The sequence below is a fragment of the Vibrio hibernica genome, assembly GCF_015223435.1.
GTDB classification, from domain to species: Bacteria; Pseudomonadota; Gammaproteobacteria; order Enterobacterales; family Vibrionaceae; genus Vibrio; species Vibrio hibernica.
Genome location: NZ_VHKO01000007.1, coordinates 1 through 24,486, shown reverse-complemented (window position 1 = coordinate 24,486; position 24,486 = coordinate 1). Strand labels below are relative to the sequence as shown.

The window sequence follows — 24,486 nt, the reverse complement described above, 5'->3', positions numbered from 1 at the left end:
TAAGCGTTTACTCGAGATAATATTTAAATCACATTCGAATGACTAGTTTTTATAGTGAAAACTAGTCATAGTAATCGTCAGTTATGGATACTTATGGATTAGAAATCCTAGCTTACCGCTATAACTATGCCTATACTAAGCAGTTGAAAAATAATAAAGGTTGATAAGTTTGATTTATTGATAGCTCAGGTGAGTATTGCTGCCTTTTGGTATTTTAAATTTTAAATAACGTTGAACTAAAGTGGTTAATTTAATGAGGAGATAGTGTTCTCTTACATTTTGTTTTGGCCTTTTTGCTATAGCGTATTTACTCACAGTGAACCTTTAATAGATAATAGCGTTATTAACATAATAAATAGAGATTACTCAAGGAGCGTACATGCTAATTTTAACTCGCCGAGTTGGTGAAACTTTGATGATTGGTGATGAAGTCACCGTGACCGTTTTAGGTGTAAAAGGGAACCAAGTTCGCATCGGTGTTAATGCACCGAAAGAAGTCTCTGTTCACCGTGAAGAAATTTATATGCGTATCCAAGCTGAAAAAGATAGCGGTTCTGCACCATCGGATAATTATCAATCGTAAATTGCTATTGCGGGTTACCTGATAAATAGCACTGTTTTAAAATCGGTCGGCATGTATGCTGGCCTTTATTTTTAGTCATTTGATTCTTTAAATGTTATGAATAAATTACTGTCATGGTAATAATAAAGTTCATAAATTAGCTAAGTTGGTTGAATACTGGTCTGTTAGACGGTTTTCATTGGTTTTTCCCAAGAAAATGTTTGACATATTTTGGGTAAATCGTAATATGTGCCTCCGCAAGACGATGGTGAGGTGGCCGAGAGGCCGAAGGCGCTCCCCTGCTAAGGGAGTATATGGTTTGTAGCCGTATCGAGGGTTCGAATCCCTCCCTCACCACCATTCTTGTTTTCTTAAACGCTTTGATTTGCACCAAAGCTATTGATTAAGAAGTCTCTAGAAATAGAGTATTTAGATAACGATGCGCGCGTAGCTCAGCTGGATAGAGTACCTGGCTACGAACCAGGCGGTCGGAGGTTCGAATCCTCCCGCGCGCACCATTCTGAACAAAAATATATGTGGTGAGGTGGCCGAGAGGCCGAAGGCGCTCCCCTGCTAAGGGAGTATATGGTTTGTAGCCGTATCGAGGGTTCGAATCCCTCCCTCACCACCATTAAACTGGTTTCGGCTTGTTTAATTTGAAATAAAGTTTGTATTGCTTTTTTATTAGTAGTTCAAGCAACGATGCGCGCGTAGCTCAGCTGGATAGAGTACCTGGCTACGAACCAGGCGGTCGGAGGTTCGAATCCTCCCGCGCGCACCATTATTTCAAGCCTGATTAGGTAGCGTCTAGTCAGTATATTTAGATTATACAAATTACGATGCGCGCGTAGCTCAGCTGGATAGAGTACCTGGCTACGAACCAGGCGGTCGGAGGTTCGAATCCTCCCGCGCGCACCATTTGTTTATCAAAAGTATAAATTGAAAATTTGAAAAAAAGTAACACAGTGCGCGCGTAGCTCAGCTGGATAGAGTACCTGGCTACGAACCAGGCGGTCGGAGGTTCGAATCCTCCCGCGCGCACCATATTAAGAATGTTGGTTAATTTATTGTACTGATTCTAAGAGTCACAATAAAATAACGGGCAAAAAATTAGAAGAATTAGTGCGCGCGTAGCTCAGCTGGATAGAGTACCTGGCTACGAACCAGGCGGTCGGAGGTTCGAATCCTCCCGCGCGCACCATATTTTGAAGCCCTGCACTTTTGTGTAGGGCTTTTTGCTATATGCTATATGCTAATAAATATTGATTTATGCAAGTCTGAATCTACCAACTCTTTTAGAATCATGGTATTTCTTAATTATTACTTTTCAAGTTAAGGATAACGAACCAATGCCGTCGAATACTCAAATCATCATTAATCAATTAGGTGCAGCTGAATTATTGGCATTTCAAGAATCAGAACTTCCACAGCCTCAGGCAGGAGAAGTATTGATAAAAGTTGCTTTTGCTGCTGTTAATCCTATTGATGTTAAAACTCGAGCTGGATTAGGCTGGGCAGCACAACATAATAAAAATAATTTACCTTGGACTCCTGGTTATGATGTTTCGGGCTCAGTGATTAAACAGGGTCAAGACAGTCAAAAATTTAATTTGAATGATACGGTATCTGGCTTTATTGGCTTTCCTCTTCGAGCGGGTGGATATAGCCAATATATTTGTGTCCCTGAAACTGAATTAGCCTTAATGCCAGAAGACATCTCTCTTGAGTGTGCTGCTGCTATTCCTCTTGCCGGGCAAACGGCAGCACAAGCTTTAGAAAAAGCAAAAATTAAACCTAAAGAAAAAGTACTTATTTTAGCGGGAGCTGGTGGGGTTGGGCATATTGCAACTCAAATAGCTGTAGCTGCAAAAACAGAGGTTTATGCGACATGTAGCAGCGATAATATTGATTATGTAAGTGGCTTAGGGGCGACTGCTATCGATTATAACCTGCAAGGTTGGCAAGGTAATCTTAATGATATCGATGTATTAATTGATTTAGTCGGCGGAGATCATGCGCTTAATGCCTTGTCTTGTCTTCGACCAGGCTGCCGGGTCGTAACGGTTCCAACGATCACAGCGTCGATTGTCTGTGCCAAAGCTAGCGAGTTAGGCTTCATTGGGATGGGGATGTTAGTAGAGCCTAATATCACTCAACTTGAGGAGTTATTGCATTTAATTAGTGCTGGAATGCTAAAGATTAAAATAGAGCAAATCTTCCCATACCAAGATGTTGTAGCGGCTCACCGTAAAGTAGAGCAAGGTCACGCTCGTGGTAAGATTTTATTGAACATGCAATCTTAACTGTGGTCTGAGATAAGCCATGGCAGACTTTTACTATTGGCTACAGGTTACCTTTACTACCGAACCTTTATGGTTTGTGTTTTTTTCAGGTTTTTTTAGTGCCACATTATTACCTGGTAGCTCTGAACTAAGTGTTTACGCCGCGTTAGAGCTACAACGTTTTAGCTGGATAGTCGTCGTTTTGATTGCCACGCTAGGAAATACTTTAGGTGGCTTGAGTAATTATGCATTAGGCCGATTGTTACCGAATCAAGCGGCCAAACAAACTCAGCATAAGCGAGTAATTCTCTGGATTAATCATTATGGTTACTGGGCATTATTGATGAGTTGGATGCCTATAGTTGGCGATCCGCTTTGCGTGGTAGCTGGTTGGCTTAGAATGAATGCATGGTTGTGCTTACTGGCTATTGGTATCGGTAAAGGGTTACGCTATTCTTTGTTAGCCTTGATATTTCAAGGGTTACTTTAAGTGTTTAGGGATTTATTTATATGAAAAAATACGCCTTTATCATCGGTGCATTGTTGCTATCTGCTTGCTCAATACAAAAAAACAATATTTCTACTACACCGGATGTTGCACTTCCTAAAGGTGTTTCATTTGTTGAAGCTCAGCAGCCAGAAGCGGGTAAAGCTGAGATCTCATACTCTAAATACAAATTAGGTAATGGTCTAACCGTTATCTTATCTCCAGATCATTCCGATCCGTTAGTTCATGTGGATGTGACCTACCATGTCGGTTCTGCTCGAGAAAAAATTGGCCGTTCTGGCTTTGCTCACTTTTTTGAGCATATGATGTTTCAAGGTTCTGAGCATGTTGGTGACCAACAGCATTTTAAAATTGTGACAGAGGCGGGCGGAACGCTCAATGGTACAACCAATCGTGATCGAACCAATTACTTTGAAACCGTGCCTTCTAATCAACTCGAAAAAATGTTGTGGCTAGAGTCTGACCGCATGGGTTATCTCGTTAATGCAGTATCACAGAGAAAATTTGAGATCCAACGTGATACGGTAAAAAATGAACGAGGTCAAAATTATGACAATCGACCTTATGGATTGGTATATGAAAAAATTGGTGAGGCGCTTTACCCACAGAATCATCCTTATTCATGGCAAACTATTGGTTATGTCAGCGATCTAGATCGGGTTAATGTTAATGATTTAAAAGCATTCTTCTTACGCTGGTATGGCCCAAATAACGCGGTATTAACTATTGGTGGCGACATTGATAAAGAACAGACTCTCCAGTGGGTTAATCGTTATTTTGGCTCTATTCCTAAAGGACCAGAAGTTAAAGATGCACCTAAGCTGCCGGTAACATTACCTAACGATCGTTTTATTACCTTGCAAGATCGTATTCGCCAGCCAATGTTAATGATGGCTTTCCCAACCAAATACCGCGGTGATGAAACACAAGCTTCCGTCGATGCATTAGCCTCTATTTTAGGGGACGGTAAAAATAGTGTTTTATATCAAAAGTTAGTGAAGCCACAAAAGGCAATTGATGCCGGTGCATTTCAAGATTGTGGTGAACTTTCGTGCACCTTATACATTTACGCGATGGGAGATGCTGGCGATAAAGGTAACCTGAAACCGATTTATGATGATGTGATGAAGATCTTATCGGATTTTAAAACGAATGGGGTAAAACAGGCTCAGTTAGATGCCATTATGGGGCAGGCGGAAGCGAGTACTGTGTATGCGCTGCAAAGTGTGAGTGGTAAAGTTTCGCAGCTGGCGGCTAACCAAACCTATTACGATCAACCTGATCGTTTACAGGTAGATTTAGAACAGTTACGTCAAGTTACGCCAGAATCAGTTATGGCAGTATTCAACCAATTTGTTAGCGAGAAACCGAAAGTTACGTTGAGCGTCGTACCTCATAATAGGACTGACCTTGTTGCCGAAAAAGCCAACTTTACCCCAGCCAAACGTGAGTTGCCTGTTTATCCTAAAATTAGTGATGACCAGTTAGACATCCGTGAACCTAATGATAACGTTGATCGCTCAGTTATGCCCGCTACGACCGCGGCGGTAAGTGCAACTATGCCTGCGCTTTATCAATTTAAACTTAGCAACGGTATTCCTGTTGTTGGCACGGTTTCAAGCGAAACACCGACCGTGGTCATAAAAGTTGATTTTCCTGCTGGTAACCGCTACGTCGCAAAAGGCAAAGAAGGTTTAGCTGGATTAACGGCTGATATGCTCGGAGAAGGGACAACATTACGCAGCAGTGAATCACTGCAGCAAGAGCTTGATAAATTAGGAAGTAGTATTAGCTTTAGTTCTGGTTCTGAACACGCAAGTTTAATTATTAGCTCTTTAACAAAGAATGCGAAAGCAACATTGGTATTGGCTAATGAAATGTTGTTTAAACCGGCGTTCAATGACAATGATTTTATGCGAGTGAGAAACCAAACCTTACAAGGTTTAATTTATTCGCACCAAAAGCCTTCATGGGCAGCCTCTCAAGCGAGTAGAGATGTTCTGTATAAAGGTTCACTGTTTAGCCGTGATAGCGATGGCTCTCTTGCCTCTATAAAAGCTATAACGCTTGAAGAAGTAAAACAGTTTTATAAAACGCATTACTCCTTAAATAATGCCAATGTGATCGTTGTTGGTGATATGGAAAAAGAGCAAGTTGAAAAAGATTTGGCCTTCTTATCTCTACCTGGTGATAAACAGACATTAATCAGTGCCCAAGAAAAAGCGCCAATCAAGCCTGATGCTGGTAAGTTTACCTCTCCAACGAAGCAAAGCATTTATTTAGTCGATCAGCCTAATGCGCCTCAAAGTGTGATACGCCTAATTCGAACCGGTATGACTTATGATGCGACGGGTAATATGTTCCTAACCCAATTAGCTAACTATAATTTAGCAGGAAATTTTAATAGTCGTATTAACCAAAATCTAAGAGAAGATAAAGGTTTTACTTATGGCGCGAGTGGTGGTGTTTATGGTGGCAAAGAGACTGGTGTGATTATTTTTAGTGCGGAAGTACGTGCCGACTCGACAGGGGCTTCAATCAGCGAGTTTCTTAAAGAGCTTAAGCATTACAGTCAAGATGGGATGACGGAGCAAGAACTCGATTTTATGCGCTTAGCGGTTGGGCAACAAGATGCTCTTAATTATGAAACTCCAGGGCAAAAAGCAGGGTTATTATCTACCATGGTGGATTATTCACTTAAACCTGACTTTATTGCCAAGCAAGCGGATCTTGTGAGTAATGTGACGCTAGATACTTTAAACCAACAGGCGAGTAAGTGGTTTAAACCTAATGATTATCAAATTATTGTGGTTGGAGACACTAAATCAGTTGAGCCCCAGTTGAAAAAGTTGGGTATTCCAATTAAAAAACTTGAAGTTAACCGCTAGCGCCCACACATAAGTAACAGCCATAATGATAAGGGCTCAATAATTTGAGTCACTTATCTCTACTTAAGTGTATGTCTTTTCGATTTATGGTTTCTATGTTTACTATGGCTTTTTACCATGGTAATTCTTGTTAAGAATGACTATCCTATTCGGATCTCAAATCACAAAGTGAGCGCTATTTTGACCGATTTTTCTGCACGCCTTGATCAAGTTGCTAAGAACCCAAGCACTTTTAAGCAATTTGGACGCGGAATTGAGCGTGAATCTTTACGCTATAATGAGAGCGATCAGCTCGCCTTAACACCTCACCCAGCAGGTTTAGGTTCGGCATTAACCAATAAATGGATAACGACTGATTTTTCGGAGTCTTTATTAGAATTTATTACGCCCGTTTCTCATAACGTCGATACATTATTAAATCAACTTACTGATATACATCATTTCTCTATGACCAAAATGGGGAATGAGAAATTGTGGCCAATGTCGATGCCATGTTTTGTGAGTAGTGAAGACTCTATTCCACTAGCTAACTACGGTAGTTCAAATGTCGGGCGGATGAAAAATCTTTATCGTAAAGGTTTAAAGCGTCGTTATGGCAGTTTAATGCAAATCATTTCAGGTGTTCATTTTAACTTTTCTTTTCCTGAAAGTTTTTGGGATAGCTTGTACGGTAAGCAAGATGAAGAGCAACGTTCAGCGAGTAAGTCCGAAGGGTATTTTCATCTTATCCGCAATTATTATCGCTATGGTTGGATCATTCCCTATCTATTTGGAGCCTCTCCTGCATTATGCCCTTCATTTGTGAAAGGTAGAGAGACGGGACTAGATTTCCAAACAGTAGGTAAAACCTTATACCTTCCCTATGCGACTGCTTTACGTTTAAGTGATTTAGGCTATACCAATAGTGCGCAAAGTGATTTGGATATTACCTTTAACAGTTTAGAAGAATATTTGCTTGGTTTACATGATGCAATGCATAAGCCTTCGGATAAATTTGCTCAGTTAGGCGTTAAAGTCGATGGTGAGCACTTACAATTAAATAGCAATGTTTTGCAGATTGAAAATGAGCTCTATGCTCCAATTCGGCCTAAGCGTGTAGCGGAAGATGGTGAAAAACCATCAGAAGCATTAAAACGTGCTGGCGTCGAATATATCGAAGTTCGCTCGCTGGATGTCAATCCATATTCGGCAGTTGGTGTATCTAAACAACAAGTTTTATTCCTAGATTTATTTGTCGCATGGTGCGCTTTAAAAGAATCAGCGCCAATGAAGAAGGCCGATATTGGCTGCTGGAGAAAGAACTGGAATACGATCATTTTAGAAGGCCGTAAACCTGGACTTGAATTTAAACTGTGCAGTGATCAAGAAGAAAAATCGATGCAGTACTGGGGACATAGCATGTTCAGCCAGTTAAGAAAGATTGCCATTGAGATGGATAAAGCACAGGGTGATACTCAATATCAAAATGTGTGTGATGAGTTAAGTGAATGGATTGATGATCCTGAAAAAACCATCTCAGGGCAACTACTATCAGAAATAAAAGCGGCAGGCGGCATTGGAAAGGTGGGTGCTCGTTTAGGTGAGCAGTACCGAATTGATTTACTTAATCATTCATACCAAGTTTATAAGCAAAGCATTATGGAGCAAGAAGTTCAACGTTCTAAGCAAGCGCAAGCTGAGATTGAAGCATCAGAAACAGTGAGTTTTGATGATTTCTTGTCCGATTATTTTTCGTATTTACGCTAATTCTATTGCTAATATTAATAGGCTGATCAGTATAGTGAATTGGGTTACTCTTAAACGAAGCATGAATGTTAAGCAAGTAATCCTGAGTTTTGTACTGCTCAGTACCATGCTGTTATCAGGGTGTGCGACACCACCACCGAATAACCAAAATAATATCTGTGAAATATTTCGTCAATATCCAGATTGGTATGAAGACGCATTAGATAGTGAAGATCAATGGGGAGTTCCCATTCAGATATCGATGGCGTTTATGAAACAAGAAAGCTCTTATATCGGCGATGCGAAACCACCTAGGTATTATTTTTTAGGGTTTATTCCTTGGGGAAGAGTCAGTAGCGCTTATGGTTACGCACAAGCTCAAGATCCCGTTTGGTCTGAATATCAAGATGAAGTGAGCTCTTGGACTTCCCGTGATGAATTTGACGATTCAATTGATTTTATTGGTTGGTATATCAATGGTAGTAATAAGTCGTTAGGTATTTCAAAGTGGGATGCTCATAGTCAGTATTTGGCTTATCACGATGGCCGTGGTGGCTTTAAACGTAAGACTTATGCGAAGAACCCTACGTTAATGGGTATTGCTCGAAAGGTTGAAACAACATCAAAAAATTATGGCTGGCAATTAAAGAAATGCCGAGCTGAACTGGAAGATAATCGCAGTTGGTTTTAATTAACTGTATTTAATAAATAGGAGAGAGCAGCCAATGCCTTTACTTGATAGCTTTACCGTTGATCATACTCGTATGCAAGCACCTGCAGTGCGTGTCGCTAAGACGATGACGACACCAAAAGGCGACACCATTACTGTTTTTGATCTACGTTTTTGTATCCCAAATCAAGATATTTTATCTGAAAAAGGGATCCATACTTTAGAGCATCTTTACGCAGGTTTTATGCGATCTCAATTGAATGGTTCTGAGGTTGAAATTATTGATATTTCACCAATGGGCTGCCGTACTGGCTTCTATATGAGCTTAATCGGAACTCCGACCGAGCAACAAGTAGCCGACTCTTGGTTGGCAGCGATGGAAGATGTATTAAACGTTGAAGATCAAAATAAGATCCCTGAACTTAATGAGTATCAATGTGGTACTTATGCAATGCACTCTTTAACGGAAGCACAGCAGATTGCGAAAAATATTATTGCAGCGGGTATCCAAGTGAATAAAAACGATGAACTTGCTTTGCCTGAATCAATGCTTAAAGAGTTGAAAGTAGACTGATTTATTAGAGTGTAGCGTCAAGCTTATATGCCTAATAACAGAAACGAGAAGTGGAACTAAATCTACTTCTCGTTTTTATTTGTCTGTTAATAATATGTATTGAGTGCGACTTATGGTTAGCGGTTTTTCTTAGCTTTCTTTTTCGATGGGTAAACTTTAACGAGTTTAATTTTATTCTCCGCCATTTCGATTAATTCCATCTTATGGTTAGCAATTTCAAGGCTAAGATAGCTTTCTGGAATATCTTGTAGATGCTCTAAAATTAAACCATTCAAGGTACGGGCGTCGGTTGGTAGTTTCCAATTAAGGCCTTTATTGATATCTCGAATATTCGCGCTACCTTCTATCAAATAGCTACCATCACTTTGCGGTGTGATTTCTTCGGCTAAGCTTGGTGACATTGATGTCGTAAATTCACCAACGATCTCTTCTAAAATATCTTCGAGGGTAATAAGTCCAATGATATCCCCATACTCGTCGACGATCATACCAATACGTTCTTTATTACGTTGGAACTTTAATAACTGAACGTTTAGTGGCGTTGCTTCTGGTATGAAATAGACTTCATCTGCTGCACGTAATAACGTTTCTTTATTGAATTCATTTTTTTCTAACATCAAACGATAAGCTTGACGTAAGCGTAGCATACCGACAACTTCGTCAATTTGATCACGGTATAATACAACTCGACCATGGGCTGAGTGCGTTAATTGTCGGACAATTGATTTCCAATCATCGTTAATATCGATTCCTGTTATTTCATTACGCGGCACCATAATATCGTTCACAGTGACGTGTTCTAAATCTAAGATTGAAATTAACATATCCTGGTGACGGCGTGGAATTAAACTGCCTGCCTCATTCACTACTGTTCGTAACTCTTCAGAGCTTAATGGGTCACTGCTTGATTCGGATGCCTTAACACCAAGTAATCTAAGTAAACCATTAGTAATGAAGTTAATGAAAATAACTAAAGGGGCCATTAGCTTCATTAAAATTCGGAGCAAAATACTGCTTGTGTAGGAGACTTTCTCAGGAAAAAGTGCCGCCAGAGTTTTTGGAGTGATTTCAGCAAAAACCAGAATGACGAGTGTTAAGACACCAGTTGCAATGGCCACACCATAATCACCATACAGTCGCATACCAATGATAGTTGCAATGGCGGAAGCCAGAATGTTAACGAGATTATTACCGATTAGAATCAAGCCAATTAAACGATCCGGGCGTTCTAATAATGCTTCGACACGTTTAGCACCTTTATGTCCTTGACTAGCAAGGTGGCGTAAACGGTAGCGGTTGAGTGACATCATGCCAGTTTCTGAACTTGAAAAATAAGCTGAAATTAGAATAAGTATTGCCAGTAGAGCAAATAGCAGCCCTGTAGATATATCACCCAAACTTAGGTTTTCCTTTGGTCGTTAAACGTAGTAATCAGCTAATAACTGATTAAATATAGACAATAGGTATTTATGACGAAATCTAAAATTGATGTCAACTGCCGTTAAGCAACTCAGTTCAATTAATTAGTTTAAAATTATTTCACGGACAAAGCGGCTACCAAAATATGCGAGCGTTAATAACGTTGTTCCGCTAATCGATAGCCAGAGTACTTTCTTTCCACGCCAGCCTTGTCGGTAGTGGCCCCATAATAAAATGCAGTACAGGATCCAAGCTATAAAAGATAACACGGCTTTGTGAGCATTTTCTGGTAAGAACATTTCTTTAATATAGACAGCGCCTGTCAGTAAAGTTGCAGTAAGTAAAACAGTACCAATGAGTACGATTTTAAATAGGTGCCTCTCTACCATCATGAGTGGTGGGAGGTTAGGATTCATCGTTAATGATTTTTTGGTTTTAAGCTTATGATCGAGCCAAGCTAATTGAAGCGCATATAAGGCACCGATAGATAAGGTCGAGTAGGCAAATAAAGCAATAGTGATATGTACTAATAATTCTACTTTACCTGCAAAGTGCGTTAAAAAGGTACTGGGCAGAAATGTGGCAGCTAATAAATTGATAGCAGCAAAGCTGTAGATCACGGGCAGCAAGAACCATAGTCGTGTTTTTAGCATTGCTAGGCTCATTACAAGACAAATGATAAACCCGATTAAAGAGGCTACATTGAGAATGCTAAAGTTTTGTCCGTGAGGATTTAATATGAGATCACTAAGCAACCAACCATGACTCGCAATCGCTAAAGCCGCTAGTACGAAGACTAGTTTGAGCTTGATACCCGTGTTTTGTACCAGTCCCGGTACAATCATACTAATTGCAGAGCAATATAAGAGTGCTGCAATGATCGAAAGCAGGTGTTCCATAGTTCTCATTTTTTTATTGAATAGGCAAGGATTATAACTCGCTCTTAGCACTAGGGCTACGAATGGTTTGATATCCTGCATAAAATTTGAAATATCTTCATTTTCTACTGAGTTAGTCACGAATATGAGAAAGGAGTTGGAATAAATCCGCTACTCAAATCGGAAATTTCAGTGAAAGATAAACATTCACTGGTTATACTGTGGCAATATAGTGATATCAGCCATCCACGGCAACAATACCTTGTCGATTTAAGGTAAAGCATTTTAGGTTAAAACATGTTTGATAATTTAACGGAACGACTATCCAGTACGCTGAAAAATATCAGCGGTAAAGGTCGATTAACAGAAGACAATATTAAAGATACGCTGCGTGAAGTTCGTATGGCTTTACTTGAAGCCGACGTAGCATTACCTGTTGTGCGAGACTTTGTGAAGCAAGTCAAAGAGCGTGCAGTGGGCATTGAAGTTTCTAAATCGTTAACTCCAGGCCAAGAATTCATTAAGATCGTTCAAGCAGAACTTGAATCTATGATGGGGGCATCTAACGAAGCATTAAACCTTGCCGCTCAACCTCCTGCTGTGATTTTAATGGCTGGCCTGCAAGGTGCAGGTAAAACGACCAGTGTTGGTAAGCTTGCTAAATTATTGACAGAGCGCGATAAGAAAAAAGTCTTAGTGGTTTCTGTCGATGTTTATCGCCCCGCTGCGATTAAACAATTAGAAACACTCGCCAATGAAGTTGGAACTGACTTTTTCCCATCGAGCGCAGATCAAAAGCCGATTGATATTGCCAATGCTGCAATTTCTCATGCTAAGAAAAAATTCTACGATGTCGTGATTCTTGATACCGCAGGCCGTTTAGCGATTGATGAAGAAATGATGGACGAAATCAAATCTCTTCATTCCGCAATTAACCCGGTTGAAACTTTGTTTGTTGTTGATGCCATGACGGGTCAAGATGCCGCAAATACAGCGAAAGCATTTGGTGAGACTTTACCGCTCACTGGTGTTATCTTAACCAAAGTTGATGGTGATGCTCGCGGGGGGGCTGCATTATCTGTGCGTCATGTTACCGGTAAGCCAATCAAATTCTTGGGTGTCGGTGAAAAAACAGATGCTTTAGAAGCCTTCCATCCTGAGCGTGTCGCTTCGCGCATCTTAGGAATGGGCGATGTTTTATCTCTAATTGAAGATCTTGAGCGCAATGTAGATAAAGCCAAAGCCGAAAAAATGGCGAAAAAATTCAAGCAGAAAAAAGGCTTTGATTTAGAGGACTTTCGCGAACAGCTTGGACAGATGAAAAACATGGGCGGTATGGCTGGTATGATGAATAAACTGCCTGGTATGAGTAATTTACCAGCTAATGTTAAAGATCAAGTCGATGATAAAATGTTCAGTCAAATGGAAGCGATGATCAGCTCCATGACAATGAAAGAGCGTGAACATCCTGAATTAATTAAAGGTTCTCGTAAAAAACGTATTGCAGCAGGATCAGGGACACAAGTCCAAGATGTAAATCGGATGCTAAAACAATTCACCCAGATGCAGAAAATGATGAAAAAAATGCAAAAAGGTGGAATGAAAGGAATGATGCGCAACATGCAAGGCATGATGGGCGGCGGTGGTATGGGTGGGTTTGGTCGATAAGTATTCATTGCCTACTTGAATAGTGTGAAATGTTTCACACTTTTGTATTGGACCGTTAAAATTAGAAAAACATCTAAAGCCCTTGCATTGACTCTGAATAAGAGTAAAATTCGGGGGCTTTATTTTGGCACGAGGCCCCAAGTCATTTTTTAATTTAATCTAAAGCTAATGGCTTAAAGTTAATTAAAAAACACTGTTTGGGGCTAATTTATTTTTTGAGAAAGCAAAAAGAGGACGATATGGTTACCATTCGTTTGGCACGTCACGGCGCTAAAAAGCGTCCATTTTATCAAGTTGTTGTAGCAGACAGCCGTTTTGTATCAACTGGCCGTTACATTGAAAACGTAGGTTTCTTTAACCCTACTGCTCAAGGTCAAGAAGAAGGTCTTCGTTTAGACCTAGATCGTGTTAACCATTGGGTTGGTCAAGGCGCATCTCTATCTGACCGTGTTGCTAAATTAGTTAAAGACGCTCAAAAAGCGGCTTAATACGAATTAGTGAATACAAAATTGAGTTGTTGGGTGAAAGGTAAAAGCAATGAGTGAACAAAAAAACGAAAAAATTGTTGTAGGTAAGCTTGGTTCTTCTTATGGCATTCGTGGTTGGCTTAAAGTTTTTTCCTATACCGACAATGGCGAAAGTATTTTTGATTACGCCCCTTGGTTTATTAACCAAAAGGGTAAATTGGTTGAGTTCAAAGTAGAAAGCTGGAAGCGTCATAACAATGGTTATGTGTGTAAGCTGGAAGGTGTTGATGTGCGTGAAGATGCACAGCCGTATGCCAACGTTGAAATCCTAATTGACCCTGTGTCATTACCTGAATTGTCAGAAGAAGAATTCTACTGGCGTGAGTTATTTGGTATGCAAGTTTTTACCACTAAAGGTTACCACCTTGGTGAGGTCACCGACCTAATGGAAACTGGCTCAAATGATGTTTTGGTAGTGAAAGCAAATCTTAAAGATGCTTTTGGCCAAAAGGAACGATTAATCCCGTACCTTGAAGAGCAAGTGATCAAACATGTTGATCGCAACGCTCAACGGATCGAAGTTGACTGGGATCCTGGATTCTAATCTTCTAATAAGAAGATGGACACTTAACAGAATAAGCGAGTAACGCGATGTGGATTGGCATAATTAGCCTGTTTCCTGATATGTTTCGAGCCGTTTCTGATTTTGGTGTTACTGGTCAAGCGGTAAAGAAAGGTCTTTTATCATTAGAAACTTGGAATCCTCGTGATTTCACTCATGATAAACATCACACTGTGGATGACAGACCTTATGGTGGCGGCCCTGGAATGTTGATGATGGTTAAGCCTTTGCGCGATGCCATTGAAGCAGCCAAACAAGCTTCACCGAAAACGGCGAAAGTTATCTATCTTTCACCTCAAGGTCGAAAGCTCGACCAACAAGGGGTTGAAGAATTAGCGACGAATGAGAACTTGATTCTTATTTGTGGTCGTTATGAAGGGATAGATGAACGTATTATTCAATCTTATGTCGATGAAGAATGGTCGATAGGGGATTTTGTAATGACGGGTGGGGAAATTCCAGCCATGACACTCATTGATTCGGTTTCTCGGTTTGTTCCGGGTGTACTTGGGGATTTTGCGTCGGCAGAAGAGGATTCTTTTGCGAATGGTTTACTGGATTGTCCGCATTATACTCGTCCTGATGTGTTAGATGGACAAGAAGTACCAAAAGTATTGAAGTCTGGAAACCATGAGGATATTCGTCGCTGGCGATTAAAACAATCGCTGGGCCGTACTTGGCTTAGAAGACCAGAGCTTCTGGAAAATCTAGCTCTGACTGACGAACAGGAACACTTGCTGGGGCATTTTATTAAGGAACAGTTGCTTGTTAAAAAGCGCGAATGAATTAATAAGAAGCAAAGCAATAACCTATTATATTTAGCATCAGTTTAACCTAGGATATAAATAAATGAGCAATATCATTAAGGCTCTTGAAGAAGAGCAACTAAAACAAGACATTCCTGCATTCGCACCTGGTGATACAGTTGTAGTTCAGGTTAAAGTTAAAGAAGGCGACCGTGAGCGTCTACAAGCATTTGAAGGCGTAGTTATCGCTAAGCGTAACCGTGGCCTTCACTCAGCATTTACAGTTCGTAAAATCTCGAACGGTGAAGGTGTTGAACGTGCTTTCCAAACTCACTCTCCAATTGTTAGTAGCATTGAAGTTAAACGTCGTGGTGCAGTACGTCGTGCCAAGTTGTACTACCTACGTGAGCGTTCTGGTAAGTCAGCTCGTATCAAAGAAAAGTTGACTAAAAAGTAACGCGCTTTGCGTTCTAATAAATAAAACGGGTCCCATCTGGGGCCCGTTTTTTTTTGCTTTTCATCTATTATCAAACACGCTACATTGCCAACATATTTTAGAAAACTTTTTTCTAAGCTCTAAATTAAAGGAGAGAGAGGCAATGGTTCGGATTGCAATCGCAGGTGCCGCTGGTCGAATGGGTCGAAACTTAGTTAAAGCAACCTATATAAATCCAACAGCCCAAGTTGGCGCAGGTTCGGAAAGAGCTGGGTCCTCATTAATTGGTGTTGATGTGGGTGAATTGTGTGGAGAAGGCAAGTTTGATATAGCTTTAGTTGATGATCTTACCAATGCGATTGAGCAATTTGACGTCATCGTTGACTTTACCGCTCCTGTCAGCACTCTAGCTAATATTGAATTATGTAAACAACATGGCAAGAAGTTAGTGATTGGTACAACGGGTTTTTCCGAGCAAGAAAAGCAAGTTATCAGCGAAGCTGCAAAAGATATCGCGATTGTCATGGCACCAAACTACAGTGTGGGTGTAAACGTCATGTTTAAATTACTTGAGCAAGCCGCAAAAGTGATGGGTGATTATTGTGATATTGAAATTGTAGAAGCTCACCACCGACATAAAGTTGATGCACCTTCAGGTACTGCTATTGGTATGGGTGAAGCAATTGCAGGCGCAATGGGAAATAATCTTAGTGATGTTGCAGTTTATACGCGTGAAGGTATTACCGGTGAGCGCACAAAAGATGAGATTGGTTTTGCTACTCTTCGTGCTGGCGATATTGTTGGTGAGCACACAGCGATGTTTGCCGATATTGGTGAAAGACTGGAGATTACTCATAAAGCCAGTGATCGTATGACGTTTGCTAATGGCGCGATTAAAGCTGCTGTTTGGTTGAATGAAAAGCAGTGTGGTTTTTATACTATGCAGGATGTACTAGGATTAAGTGATTCATAACTGAAAATTAACTGTGATTGTATGAATGACGCAAACGATTTGGTAAACGATTGCATGAAAACTTAGCTTTTGAGCAAATATTCACTTTTTATTGCATTGATAAATAGAGAATAGTTAAAAAAGATCTCACTTAGTGAGATCTTTTTTTATTTTTAAATTTTAATAGTCAGATTTATTGATATGTTGTATTGGTTTTTTAGGCTCTTAATTGGATTTCTCATCTTAAGTGGTTAAAAGTGAAGGTTATAATGAAGGTTTTAACCATTAAAGTGCGAGTTATTATATTTTTAGATATAAAGAGCATTTATTCGATCATGGAAACATAAAGTCAGAGCTTACTGACTTAAACTGACTACTTAAGATGTCATTTCATCGACTTTATAAAAAAAAACAAACAAGGCCGCTTAAATAGCGCCTTTCTTTTTTGCTTAATGTTGACAGCTTAAGTTCACATCTCTAGAATAGCGCCAATTTATCTAAATTCCATAAAATGGCGATTTGGTAAGACGAAAGCGCAAGCTTATGTATGTATTTTGAATTTTTATTCTGGAGGTTGTCTTGAATAATTCAGCACTGTTAGTCCTAGAAGATGGGACAGTGTTCCGCGGCCAATCCATTGGAGCTTTTGGTTCCGCCGTGGGAGAAGTTGTCTTCAATACCTCGATGACGGGGTATCAAGAAATTCTTACCGATCCTTCTTATTCGCAGCAAATTGTTACTCTTACTTATCCTCATATTGGCAATACCGGAACTAACTCAGAAGATGAAGAATCTTCAGCTATTCATGCGCAAGGCTTAGTTATCCGTGACCTTCCTCTTATTGCTTCAAACTTCCGCAGTGAACAAACCCTTTCTGAATACTTAAAATCACAAAATATTGTCGGCATTGCTGATATTGATACGCGTAAATTGACGCGATTATTGCGTGAAAAGGGCACACAGAATGGTTGCATCGTTGCTGGTAATAACCTTGATGAAGCGCTTGCATTAGCAAAAGCGAAAGAGTTTCCTGGTCTTAAAGGAATGGATTTAGCAAAAGTTGTTTCGACCAAAGAAACGTACTCATGGAAGCAAGGCTCTTGGACATTAACGGGTGGTTTGCCTGAAGCTAAATCCGATTCAGAGTTGCCTTTCCATGTCGTCGCTTATGACTTTGGTGCTAAACGTAATATTTTACGTATGTTAGTTGACCGTGGCTGTCGCTTAACCGTGGTTCCTGCACAAACCAGCGCAGAAGAGGTTCTGGCCTTAAATCCGGATGGTATTTTCTTATCAAATGGCCCTGGCGATCCTGAGCCTTGTACATATGCTATTGAGGCGACTAAGATTTTCTTAGAAAAAGGTTTGCCTATCTTTGGTATCTGTTTAGGACACCAAATCCTAGCCTTAGCATCAGGTGCCAAAACCATCAAAATGAAATTTGGTCATCACGGGGCGAATCATCCAGTAAAAGACCTTGATCGTGATGTTGTCATGATCACTTCTCAAAATCACGGTTTTGCTGCTGATGAAGCGACATTACCTGAAACACTACGAGCGACACATAAGTCATTATTTGATGGTTCTTTGCAGGGTATTCATCGTACCGATAAACCAGCGTTTAGCTTTCAAGGCCACCCAGAAGCAAGCCCAGGCCCACATGATGCTGCGCCACTGTTTAATCACTTCATCGATCTTATTAAATCACATAAGCAAGCCTAATTCGGAGTAGTAGCATGCCAAAACGTACTGACATTAAAAGTGTTCTGATTTTAGGTGCTGGCCCGATCGTTATCGGCCAAGCCTGTGAATTTGACTACTCTGGCGCACAAGCTTGTAAAGCACTGCGCGAAGAAGGGTACCGAGTTATTCTCGTTAACTCGAATCCAGCCACCATTATGACTGATCCTGAGATGGCTGATGCAACGTATATCGAGCCGATTCATTGGGAAGTGGTTCGTAACATTATCGCTAAAGAGCGTCCGGATGCAGTTCTGCCTACTATGGGTGGTCAAACGGCATTGAACTGTGCACTTGAGCTGGAAAAGCATGGTGTATTAGCTGAATTTAATGTTGAAATGATTGGCGCAACGGCTGATGCTATTGATAAAGCAGAAGATCGCTCTCGCTTTGATAAAGCAATGAAATCTATTGGTCTTGAGTGTCCACGTGCTGACACTGCAAAGACGATGGAAGAAGCTTACAAAGTTCAAGAGATGGTTGGTTTCCCTTGTATCATCCGTCCATCTTTTACGATGGGTGGTTCTGGTGGTGGAATCGCATATAACAAGGAAGAATTCGAGGAGATTTGTCATCGAGGCTTTGACCTTTCGCCAACGCACGAGTTGCTCATCGACGAATCTTTGATTGGTTGGAAAGAATACGAAATGGAAGTGGTCCGTGATAAAGCGGATAACTGTATCATCGTATGCACGATTGAAAATTTCGACGCTATGGGGATCCATACTGGTGATTCAATCACGGTTGCTCCAGCTCAAACCTTAACTGATAAAGAATACCAATTAATGCGTAATGCTTCTTTAGCGGTTTTACGTGAGATTGGTGTAGAAACAGGCGGTTCTAACGTTCAGTTTGGTATTAATCCAAAAGATGGCCGCATGGTTATCATTGAGATGAACCCTCGTGTATCTCGCTCTTCTGCATTGGCATCAAAAGCGACGGGTTTCCCGATTGCTAAAATTGCTGCGAAACTGGCGATTGGTTATACGCTTGATGAATTGATGAATGATATCACTGGCGGTGCAACACCAGCCTCGTTTGAACCGACAATCGATTACGTTGTGACTAAAATTCCTCGTTTTAACTTCGAAAAATTTGCTGGTGCGAATGACCGTCTGACTACACAAATGAAGTCGGTTGGCGAAGTGATGGCGATTGGTCGTAACCAACAAGAGTCTTTGCAAAAAGCATTGCGTGGTTTAGAAGTTGGCCGTGATGGTTTTGATGAAATGGTCGATTTAGATTCACCTGATGCATTGACTAAAATTCGTCAAGAATTGAAAGAAGCAGGTTGTGATCGTATTTGGTACATTGCCGATGCATTCCGTGCTGGCATGTCAGTCGATGGTGTTTTCAACTTAACCAACGTCGATCGTTGGTTCTTGGTTCAAATCGAAGAGCTAGTTCAACTTGAAGATGAAGTTAGAGCAGGTGGATTGGCTGGTTTGAATGAAGATGTTCTGCGTAAGATGAAGCGTAAAGGCTTTGGTGATGCACGCTTAGCCACTATCTTAGGTGTTGCAGAAACTGAAATTCGCCGCGCTCGTGAGCAATTTAATATCCACCCTGTTTATAAGCGTGTCGATACTTGCGCAGCAGAATTTTCGTCTGATACGGCATATATGTATTCAACTTATGATGAAGAGTGTGAGGCTAACCCATCTGACCGCGATAAAATCATGGTGCTAGGTGGTGGTCCAAACCGTATCGGTCAAGGTATTGAGTTTGATTATTGCTGTGTTCATGCTTCTATAGCATTACGCGAAGATGGTTACGAAACCATTATGGTGAACTGTAACCCTGAAACAGTATCAACTGATTACGATACTTCAGACCGTTTATATTTCGAACCTGTTACTTTGGAAGATGTACTTGAAATCGTACGTATTGAAAAACCGAAAGGTGTAATTGTTCAATACGGTGGTCAAACACCGCTTAAACTTGCACGTGCATTAGAAGCGGCTGGCGTACCGGTTATCGGAACGAGCCCTGATGCCATTGACCGCGCAGAAGATCGTGAACGTTTCCAAACTGCCGTTGATCGCTTAGGTTTATTACAGCCAAAGAATGCAACCGTGACGACAATGGAACAAGCTCTAGAGAAATCGCGTGAAATTGGTTATCCATTAGTGGTTCGCCCATCGTATGTGTTGGGTGGTCGTGCAATGGAAATTGTTTACGATGAGCAAGATTTACGTCGCTATTTCAATGACGCGGTGAGCGTATCGAATGAATCTCCTGTCCTTCTTGATTTATTCCTTGATGACGCGGTAGAAGTGGATGTTGATGCAATTTGTGATGGCGAGCGAGTCGTTATTGCAGGCATCATGGAGCATATCGAACAAGCCGGTGTTCACTCTGGTGACTCTGCCTGTTCTTTGCCGGCTTATACGCTAAGCAAAGAAATTCAGGATGTGATGCGTGAGCAAGTTGAGAAATTGGCATTTGAGCTGGGCGTGCGTGGCCTAATGAATACACAGTTTGCTGTAAAAGATGGCAAAGTGTACTTAATTGAGGTTAACCCTCGCGCCGCGCGTACGGTTCCATTTGTGTCGAAAGCAACGGGTGCACCGATTGCTAAGATTGCAGCGCGTGTTATGGCGGGTCAATCTCTTGAATCACAAGGTTTTACTAAAGAAATCATTCCACCGTATTACTCAGTCAAAGAGGTAGTTTTACCCTTTAATAAATTCCTAGGCGTGGATCCGTTATTAGGGCCAGAAATGCGCTCTACAGGTGAAGTGATGGGGGTTGGTAAAACTTTTGCTCAAGCGTTTGCTAAAGCAGAACTTGGTATTGGTAATGTTTACCCTGAAGGTGGGCGCGCGCTTCTCTCGGTTCGAGAAGAAGATAAAAAACGTGTGGTTGAAGTTGCCAAGCAGTTAATCAAACTTGGTTACCAGTTAGATGCAACGCACGGTACAGCAGTTGTGTTAGGCGAAGCGGGCATTAACCCTCGCTTAGTAAATAAAGTACACGAAGGTCGTCCTCATATTCTTGACCGTATTAAGAATAATGAATACACCTACATTGTGAATACTGCTGCAGGTCGTCAAGCAATTGAAGATTCCAAGTTATTACGCCGTGGTGCACTACAAGAAAAAGTGAACTATACCACGACACTTAATGCGGCATTTGCCACTTGTATGGCGCACAGTGAAGATAATCGTAGTACGGTAACATCGATCCAAGAACTGCATGAGCAAGTGAGAGTTTCTTTAGTGTAGTTTTACCTAAAATACCAAAGCCTATAGAGTGGAGACATTCTATAGGCTTTTTTATTGGTATTACTTTTGTGCTTGCTGAATCATATTTTGATAAAAATCGTGCTCAAAAATCGTTAGTGGTGGTAAGCCTTTTTGTTCTGGATCAGGGTAATAATCGGTAATGAGTTGTACGAAGGTGGTGGTTGGTTTACCTGATTTATTGAGTACAAAACCGGCCATATTATGAGTGGCAAATAATGATCCACTTTTCGCTATGATATTGCCTTTAATCGGATCTTTACGCATGCTTGAACGGTATTTTAATGTGCCATCAATTCCTGATGTTGGCATTAATGACATGATGTCTAATTGATCATTATGCGTTTTTATATAATCCAATACGGCAAGTAACTGGTTTGGGGTAATTCGATTATTTCGAGATAATCCTGACCCATCTTCGATCACCGCACTTTTTAAGTCGATATTAGCTTTTTCTAATAAAATCCGCTTAATCGCTTCGGTTCCATTTCTAAATGAACCCGCTTGATTAAAATATTGCCCTCCAATGGTTTTAGACAAGTTGTTCGCGTATAAATTGTCAGAGTCTTTCAGCATATGTTCCAGTAATTCAGAAAGTGGCTGAGATTGATGTTGGGCTAAGATTTCGTCACTGGGCTGAGGTTCAATGGCTTGTTGAATTTTGCCTTTAAACGTAATGTTATTTGCTATCAATAATTGTTTCAGCACTGAAGCGCTGTAGTTAAATGGATTTTGTACGGCGAAGTTCAATGGCAGTGGTTCATTTTGTTTAACCAAGCACCCTGAAAGTTGATATTGGTTATCCAATGTTGTCGATAAATCAAGATCGCAATATTGTTCCTTTTGCTGCTCTTTGGTGACAGCTTTGGCAGTGGTGGTAACGGATACAGGTTGATGTTTAGGCGTGAATACACGAGTGGAACCATCGGCATTAGTATAAATAGAAGCCATAACACAGTTGCCATTTAGCGTGATGGCGCTTGATACTGCACTGTAGCAAACCCCAAGTATATCCCAAGGCCAGCCCACACCTTTCTCGTAACCAGTGAAAGCACTTTGATCAATAATGATATCGCCGGAAATGTTGGTAAGCTTGCTATCTTTTAAAAGGTTCACTAAATCTTGGCTAGTAAAGCTTGGATCGCCGCTAAAACGTAAGACTACATCCTCATTATGGCGCTCTAACGTTGTTTGATAAGTAAAATTGTTGCCTAGTTCTAACTTTGCCGCTAATGCGGTGAATAGTTTTAAGGTACTGGCGGGTGGAAATAATTGATCGCTTTTAGTACTGGTTTTGACATTGCTTGTTTCGACAATGATGCCAACTTGTGTTGCATTGGGTAGCATGTTTTGATCGGGCAGAACTGAGTGTTCAGGAAGTGTTTGAGCCACGCTTGAGAGTGAAAAAAATGAGATAGTTAAGGTCAGTGTTGCGAGAAACATAAGATGATATCCCTATAATTAAGTGGATTCAGTATAAACAAAAACGCCATCTTAAATAAGCTGGCGTGTGACATGTTATGGTGATTTTTAACTGGGATTAGTTTTAAAAATCGTAGCGCATGCCAAGGGCGATATCATCTTCAGCTTCGACATAGCTCACACCATGTCCCGTGTTTAACAAGTTGAAATTGTAGGAAACATAAGCTCGAAAGTTTGATACAAAATAATAACTTACATCAAAGGCGAGGTCATTCACATCGCCAGCATGAGAACCGTGGCTGGTATTGGTCGTATCCATATCTAAATTATTGTAGGTGGCGGTGAATACGGTTTTCCCTATCGTGTATGAAGTAGCAAATTCATAGCCTAAGCTGTCGTAAACTTCGGGCGAGGCTGGTGATATTAAAAGAGTAGATAAATATTTTTCACCTTTGACCACGTTAGTCGCAATGTACCAATCACCTAAAGAATAGGACGCGGCGAACATAGCTTCATTTTCGTCAGCTTGCTCTGCATAACCGCCACCAAATTGGATTCCGGTATCAAAAAGAGAATAGGTGACCGATACCGAATAACCATCTTGGTTATTGTCGATCATCTTATTATCTTCAGGGTTGAGCTTATTTTCTGGTACCTTACTATCGGCAAAGCGGTAAGAGGCTTTTAAAATATAATGATCGTACTGGCCTTTGTAAGTCAGCATGTTATCGGTTCGATCCGCTACTGAGATTTTATAAGCTGCGTTATTTCCGTGATAGGCCATGATATCGGTAAAATCGGTCAGAATGCCTAGAGCGCCATCATTTTCACCATAAGTTACCTCACCAAAATTACCACCTAAGCCTGCATACGCGTAGCGAGTATTGAGTGAGCCGCCACCTTCCCCGTTGGTGAGGTCAGTATCACCCTTTTGATTGGTTTGAAATTCACCTTCCCAATCACCGACGGCATACATGGTATTATTTATCATGGTTTTACCCAAGAAATTGATACGGGCTCGTGTTTGATCATCGGCTTTACCATCGATAATTTGTGCTCGGGCTTCGACGCGTCCGGTAAGCGATAAGCTTGCCATATCCGTTTTATAAATATCAGCCGCTAATGTTGGTAAAGGGAGTGTTGAGATAAAACCAAGCAGCAGGTATGAAGAACTTAATTTATGATTCATGAATATCCATTTCAGGCTGATATTGTTAATTGTTTTTATCATAACGTTTATTGTTCGAGAAGTAATTGAAAGTGACAAATATAGAAGTAATAGGTAAAAAAATACCCACTGAAATTAGCGGGTATTAAGAGTCATTTATCATTAACCTCTGTATAGAGGAGTTAGATTAGAATGCGTATTTTAGGCCAACCATTAGCTCATCTTCAGTGTTCGCTGAACCGTTAGAGACGGTTGTAGCATCACTATCGGAAAGTAAATTAAAGCTATAAGCGGCATAAACAGTGGCATTACCAAAGTAACGAGAGTATTCAACTGCAAGCATATTAACGTTCAAGTTGTTGAATGAATTCTCATCCGCATTGAAGTAGTTATACGTCATATTTACGTTGTTATCACCGAAGGTGTAGCCAGCATAAGCATCTGCAGCGTTGAAATCTGATTCATCGTTAGAATTACGAGAAACTGTACCACCTTCATACGTTGCCGCTAAGTA

At 40.7% G+C, this 24,486-nt stretch carries 19 protein-coding genes, 7 tRNA genes and 1 pseudogene; 22 read left to right on the top strand and 5 right to left on the bottom strand.

The genetic code is table 11. The features are described 5' to 3' along the window. The first annotated feature begins 379 nt into the window (after positions 1-379). The 14 genes from csrA to luxS all read left to right on the top strand — a co-directional run bounded on the left by csrA (position 380) and on the right by luxS (position 9,209). The gene (gene csrA, locus FH976_RS04865) at positions 380-583 is read left to right on the top strand and encodes a carbon storage regulator CsrA (RefSeq protein ID WP_194089787.1); all 204 of its coding nucleotides are present in this window, start codon (positions 380-382) and stop codon (positions 581-583) included. A gap of 246 nt (positions 584-829) precedes the next feature. Next, positions 830-922, top strand: a tRNA-Ser gene (locus FH976_RS04860). An 81-nt stretch (positions 923-1,003) separates the two neighbouring features. Beyond that, positions 1,004-1,080 (top strand) — tRNA-Arg (locus FH976_RS04855). Positions 1,081-1,100: 20 nt separating this feature from the next. Continuing rightward, positions 1,101-1,193: transfer RNA gene (locus FH976_RS04850), tRNA-Ser, on the top strand. A 73-nt stretch (positions 1,194-1,266) separates the two neighbouring features. Further along, positions 1,267-1,343 (top strand) — tRNA-Arg (locus FH976_RS04845). Between the two features lie 60 nt (positions 1,344-1,403). Further along, positions 1,404-1,480: transfer RNA gene (locus tag FH976_RS04840), tRNA-Arg, on the top strand. Between the two features lie 49 nt (positions 1,481-1,529). Further along, a tRNA-Arg gene (locus FH976_RS04835) sits at positions 1,530-1,606 on the top strand. A gap of 80 nt (positions 1,607-1,686) precedes the next feature. Next, positions 1,687-1,763, top strand: a tRNA-Arg gene (locus FH976_RS04830). A 148-nt stretch (positions 1,764-1,911) separates the two neighbouring features. Further along, positions 1,912-2,865, top strand: coding sequence for an NADP-dependent oxidoreductase (locus FH976_RS04825; RefSeq protein ID WP_194089786.1), 954 nt, complete (start codon positions 1,912-1,914; stop codon positions 2,863-2,865). 19 nt (positions 2,866-2,884) lie between these two features. Continuing rightward, the gene (locus FH976_RS04820; RefSeq protein ID WP_194089785.1) at positions 2,885-3,334 is read left to right on the top strand and encodes a YqaA family protein; all 450 of its coding nucleotides are present in this window, start codon (positions 2,885-2,887) and stop codon (positions 3,332-3,334) included. A gap of 20 nt (positions 3,335-3,354) precedes the next feature. After that, entirely contained in the window at positions 3,355-6,240 is a 2,886-nt protein-coding gene (locus tag FH976_RS04815) for a M16 family metallopeptidase (protein WP_194089784.1), read from the top strand. A gap of 117 nt (positions 6,241-6,357) precedes the next feature. Beyond that, positions 6,358-7,986, top strand: coding sequence for a glutamate--cysteine ligase (gene gshA / locus FH976_RS04810; RefSeq protein WP_194089783.1), 1,629 nt, complete (start codon positions 6,358-6,360; stop codon positions 7,984-7,986). Between the two features lie 61 nt (positions 7,987-8,047). Beyond that, positions 8,048-8,656 carry a transglycosylase SLT domain-containing protein gene (locus tag FH976_RS04805; protein WP_194089782.1) on the top strand — a complete coding sequence of 203 codons (609 nt, stop codon included), beginning with the start codon at positions 8,048-8,050 and terminating at the stop codon, positions 8,654-8,656. 34 nt (positions 8,657-8,690) lie between these two features. Then, positions 8,691-9,209, top strand: coding sequence for an S-ribosylhomocysteine lyase (gene luxS / locus FH976_RS04800; RefSeq protein WP_194089781.1), 519 nt, complete (start codon positions 8,691-8,693; stop codon positions 9,207-9,209). A gap of 116 nt (positions 9,210-9,325) precedes the next feature. Here luxS and FH976_RS04795 read toward each other — a convergent pair whose 3' ends face one another. Then, positions 9,326-10,606, bottom strand: a complete 1,281-nt coding sequence (locus FH976_RS04795; protein ID WP_194089780.1) for an HlyC/CorC family transporter — start codon at positions 10,604-10,606, stop codon at positions 9,326-9,328. 126 nt (positions 10,607-10,732) lie between these two features. Further along, positions 10,733-11,527, bottom strand: a complete 795-nt coding sequence (locus FH976_RS04790) for a cytochrome C assembly family protein (protein WP_194089779.1) — start codon at positions 11,525-11,527, stop codon at positions 10,733-10,735. A gap of 276 nt (positions 11,528-11,803) precedes the next feature. Between FH976_RS04790 and ffh the strand changes: the two genes are divergently transcribed. The 8 genes from ffh (at position 11,804) to carB (ending at position 21,364) form a co-directional block, all read left to right on the top strand. Beyond that, a complete protein-coding gene (gene ffh, locus FH976_RS04785) occupies positions 11,804-13,174 on the top strand; it encodes a signal recognition particle protein (protein ID WP_194089778.1) in 1,371 nt (456 codons plus the stop codon). A 239-nt stretch (positions 13,175-13,413) separates the two neighbouring features. After that, positions 13,414-13,662: a 30S ribosomal protein S16 gene (rpsP, locus tag FH976_RS04780; RefSeq protein ID WP_153447573.1), complete on the top strand. Its 249-nt coding sequence runs from the start codon at positions 13,414-13,416 to the stop codon at positions 13,660-13,662. 49 nt (positions 13,663-13,711) lie between these two features. After that, a complete protein-coding gene (gene rimM / locus FH976_RS04775; RefSeq protein WP_190331742.1) occupies positions 13,712-14,245 on the top strand; it encodes a ribosome maturation factor RimM in 534 nt (177 codons plus the stop codon). Positions 14,246-14,292: 47 nt separating this feature from the next. Next, entirely contained in the window at positions 14,293-15,048 is a 756-nt protein-coding gene (trmD, locus tag FH976_RS04770; protein ID WP_194089777.1) for a tRNA (guanosine(37)-N1)-methyltransferase TrmD, read from the top strand. Between the two features lie 64 nt (positions 15,049-15,112). Continuing rightward, positions 15,113-15,466: a 50S ribosomal protein L19 gene (gene rplS, locus FH976_RS04765; RefSeq protein ID WP_194089776.1), complete on the top strand. Its 354-nt coding sequence runs from the start codon at positions 15,113-15,115 to the stop codon at positions 15,464-15,466. 142 nt (positions 15,467-15,608) lie between these two features. Continuing rightward, complete coding sequence (dapB, locus tag FH976_RS04760; RefSeq protein WP_194089775.1) at positions 15,609-16,418, top strand: 4-hydroxy-tetrahydrodipicolinate reductase; 810 nt, start codon at positions 15,609-15,611, stop codon at positions 16,416-16,418. Between the two features lie 558 nt (positions 16,419-16,976). Next, a complete protein-coding gene (gene carA, locus FH976_RS04755; protein ID WP_194089774.1) occupies positions 16,977-18,119 on the top strand; it encodes a glutamine-hydrolyzing carbamoyl-phosphate synthase small subunit in 1,143 nt (380 codons plus the stop codon). Between the two features lie 14 nt (positions 18,120-18,133). Continuing rightward, positions 18,134-21,364, top strand: coding sequence for a carbamoyl-phosphate synthase large subunit (gene carB / locus FH976_RS04750; RefSeq protein ID WP_194089773.1), 3,231 nt, complete (start codon positions 18,134-18,136; stop codon positions 21,362-21,364). A gap of 60 nt (positions 21,365-21,424) precedes the next feature. Here the strand turns inward: carB and dacB are convergent, their stop codons facing one another. From dacB to FH976_RS04735, 3 genes and pseudogenes are all read right to left on the bottom strand, one after another. Next, positions 21,425-22,825, bottom strand: a complete 1,401-nt coding sequence (gene dacB, locus FH976_RS04745; RefSeq protein ID WP_194089772.1) for a serine-type D-Ala-D-Ala carboxypeptidase — start codon at positions 22,823-22,825, stop codon at positions 21,425-21,427. A gap of 103 nt (positions 22,826-22,928) precedes the next feature. Next, complete coding sequence (locus FH976_RS04740; protein ID WP_194089771.1) at positions 22,929-23,993, bottom strand: porin; 1,065 nt, start codon at positions 23,991-23,993, stop codon at positions 22,929-22,931. A 166-nt stretch (positions 23,994-24,159) separates the two neighbouring features. Continuing rightward, positions 24,160-24,486: pseudogene (locus FH976_RS04735) on the bottom strand (porin); the annotation flags it as partial.

Coding starts and splice junctions, on each gene's coding strand:
- csrA (WP_194089787.1), top strand. CDS start 380: ATGCTAATTTTAACTCGCCGAGTTGGTGAAACTTTGATGATTGGTGAT.
- FH976_RS04825 (WP_194089786.1), top strand. CDS start 1,912: ATGCCGTCGAATACTCAAATCATCATTAATCAATTAGGTGCAGCTGAA.
- FH976_RS04820 (WP_194089785.1), top strand. CDS start 2,885: ATGGCAGACTTTTACTATTGGCTACAGGTTACCTTTACTACCGAACCT.
- FH976_RS04815 (WP_194089784.1), top strand. CDS start 3,355: ATGAAAAAATACGCCTTTATCATCGGTGCATTGTTGCTATCTGCTTGC.
- gshA (WP_194089783.1), top strand. CDS start 6,358: ATGGTAATTCTTGTTAAGAATGACTATCCTATTCGGATCTCAAATCAC.
- FH976_RS04805 (WP_194089782.1), top strand. CDS start 8,048: ATGAATGTTAAGCAAGTAATCCTGAGTTTTGTACTGCTCAGTACCATG.
- luxS (WP_194089781.1), top strand. CDS start 8,691: ATGCCTTTACTTGATAGCTTTACCGTTGATCATACTCGTATGCAAGCA.
- FH976_RS04790 (WP_194089779.1), bottom strand. CDS start 11,527: ATGGAACACCTGCTTTCGATCATTGCAGCACTCTTATATTGCTCTGCA.
- ffh (WP_194089778.1), top strand. CDS start 11,804: ATGTTTGATAATTTAACGGAACGACTATCCAGTACGCTGAAAAATATC.
- rpsP (WP_153447573.1), top strand. CDS start 13,414: ATGGTTACCATTCGTTTGGCACGTCACGGCGCTAAAAAGCGTCCATTT.
- rimM (WP_190331742.1), top strand. CDS start 13,712: ATGAGTGAACAAAAAAACGAAAAAATTGTTGTAGGTAAGCTTGGTTCT.
- trmD (WP_194089777.1), top strand. CDS start 14,293: ATGTGGATTGGCATAATTAGCCTGTTTCCTGATATGTTTCGAGCCGTT.
- rplS (WP_194089776.1), top strand. CDS start 15,113: ATGAGCAATATCATTAAGGCTCTTGAAGAAGAGCAACTAAAACAAGAC.
- dapB (WP_194089775.1), top strand. CDS start 15,609: ATGGTTCGGATTGCAATCGCAGGTGCCGCTGGTCGAATGGGTCGAAAC.
- carB (WP_194089773.1), top strand. CDS start 18,134: ATGCCAAAACGTACTGACATTAAAAGTGTTCTGATTTTAGGTGCTGGC.
- dacB (WP_194089772.1), bottom strand. CDS start 22,825: ATGTTTCTCGCAACACTGACCTTAACTATCTCATTTTTTTCACTCTCA.
- FH976_RS04740 (WP_194089771.1), bottom strand. CDS start 23,993: ATGAATCATAAATTAAGTTCTTCATACCTGCTGCTTGGTTTTATCTCA.